Raw genomic sequence first — 1,616 nt, forward strand, 5'->3', positions numbered from 1 at the left:
GACGGGGACGGGCGGTGCGGACCCGCAGCGCTGCTGGCGTCCGCGGCCGCCGGCGCCGCCGACCTGCGGGCGGGCAGCGAACTGGTGTGGTGCGTCGGGCCCGAGGGAGGCTGGGAGGACGCCGAACTGGCGCTGCTGGCCGCCGCGGGCCGCACGCTGCGCCTCGGACCGCACCGCCTGCGCACCGGGACCGCCGCCTTGGCCGGCCTGGCGCTGCTGGCCGCGGTGCGCGAGATGATCGTCGAAGCCGGGGCCGTCCCGGGAGTATGATCGGCACGATCCCGCGCGGCGCGGGACGCAACGGGGAACGAGGTGGACCGATGGCGAAATCGGATCTGGCGGCCCGGCTCCAGCAGGAGACCGTCGCCGCCATGAAGGCGCGGGACAAGGACCGCCTGGCGGTGCTGCGCATGCTGCAGGCCGCGTTCAAGCAGGTCGAGGTGGACACCCGCCAGGATATCGACGAGGCGGGGGCGGTGAAGATCGTGCGCTCCTACGCCAAGAAGGTGAAGGACCAGCTGGCCGGGGCCGAGTCCGCCGGACGGCCGGAGCTGGTGGCCCAGGCGAAGGCCGAACTCGTCATCGTCAACGAGTTCCTGCCCGTGGAGCTGGACGACGCGGCCCTGGCCGAGATCGTGCGCGCGGCCATCGCCGAGACCGGCGCGACCTCGCCGCGGGAGATGGGCCAGGTCATGAAGGCCGCGATGGCCCGCGTCGCGGGGCAGGCCGACGGCGGCCGCGTCGGCGCAGCGGTCAAGGCGCAGCTCGGAGGATAGGGGGGACCATGCCCTGGATCTCGGTGGCGGTCGTGGCGGTGGTGGCCCTCTTCGCGGCCGGCGGCTGGCGGGCGGGCCTGGTGCGCCGGCTGCTGGAGCTGGTCGGGCTCGTCGCCGCGGTGCTGATCTCCGCCGCGCAGTGGCGGGCGGCCGGCGCCTGGTTGCAACGCGTCGCCGGGGTCGGGGAGACCGTGGCGCCGCTGGCCGGTTGGCTGCTGGTCTTCGTGGCCGTGCTGCTGGTCTCGCGACTGCTGGCCTGGCTGGTCGGCAAGTCGCTGAACGCGTCGGCCCTGGGCTGGCTCGACCGCGCGGGCGGGCTGCTGGGCGGCCTGCTCGCCGGGCTGCTGGTGGTCAGCGTGGCGCTGATGCTCGTCTGCCGGCTCGACCGCGGCGGCGCCTGGTGCGCACGCATCCAGTCCCAGACCGTGTCGCGGCTCGCCTACGGCGTCGCGCCCGCCGTCTACGGGTCCGTCGTGGACGAGCGGGACGCCGGCGACCTCTGGCGCCACGCCAAGGACGCCGCCGCCGACCTGCCGGCCGCGGCGGTCGAAGCCGGCAGGTCGGCGGTCGACGCCGGCAAGTCCGCGGTCGGGCTCGGCAAGTCCGACGACGGGGACGAGTCTGCCGCCGACACGACCCGCGCCGCCCCCGCGCACTCCGGGAAGTGACCGCTTGATCCCGCTGCTGGAGGAACTGGAACGCTGGGAGGGGTCGGCCGCGCTGCCGGACGACCCCGGGCACCGGCGCGCCCTGCGCCTGCTGGAGTGGCACCGCGTCGCCGCGCAGGTCGCCCGCCACGCCCGGTCGCGCCGCGCCTCGGCCCGGCTGGCCGCGCGCCGC

The 1,616-nt window shown here is 76.3% G+C and carries 3 protein-coding genes; all 3 read left to right on the forward strand.

The features are described 5' to 3' along the window. The coding region (locus tag Q7W29_13640; protein ID MDO9172864.1) for a 16S rRNA (uracil(1498)-N(3))-methyltransferase at positions 1 to 270 on the forward strand (270 nt) is incomplete at its 5' end. Between the two features lie 50 nt (positions 271 to 320). Next, a complete protein-coding gene (locus Q7W29_13645) occupies positions 321 to 776 on the forward strand; it encodes a GatB/YqeY domain-containing protein (GenBank protein ID MDO9172865.1) in 456 nt (151 codons plus the stop codon). A gap of 8 nt (positions 777 to 784) precedes the next feature. Continuing rightward, positions 785 to 1,444, forward strand: a complete 660-nt coding sequence (locus tag Q7W29_13650; GenBank protein MDO9172866.1) for a CvpA family protein — start codon at positions 785 to 787, stop codon at positions 1,442 to 1,444. Positions 1,445 to 1,616 lie beyond the last annotated feature (172 nt).

This window comes from bacterium, from assembly GCA_030654305.1.
Lineage (GTDB): Bacteria > Krumholzibacteriota > Krumholzibacteriia > LZORAL124-64-63 > LZORAL124-64-63 > PNOJ01.

Excerpts from the sequence above, each read along its gene's own strand:
- Q7W29_13650 (MDO9172866.1), top strand. The coding sequence starts at position 785 with ATGCCCTGGATCTCGGTGGCGGTCGTGGCGGTGGTGGCCCTCTTCGCG.
- Q7W29_13645 (MDO9172865.1), top strand. The coding sequence starts at position 321 with ATGGCGAAATCGGATCTGGCGGCCCGGCTCCAGCAGGAGACCGTCGCC.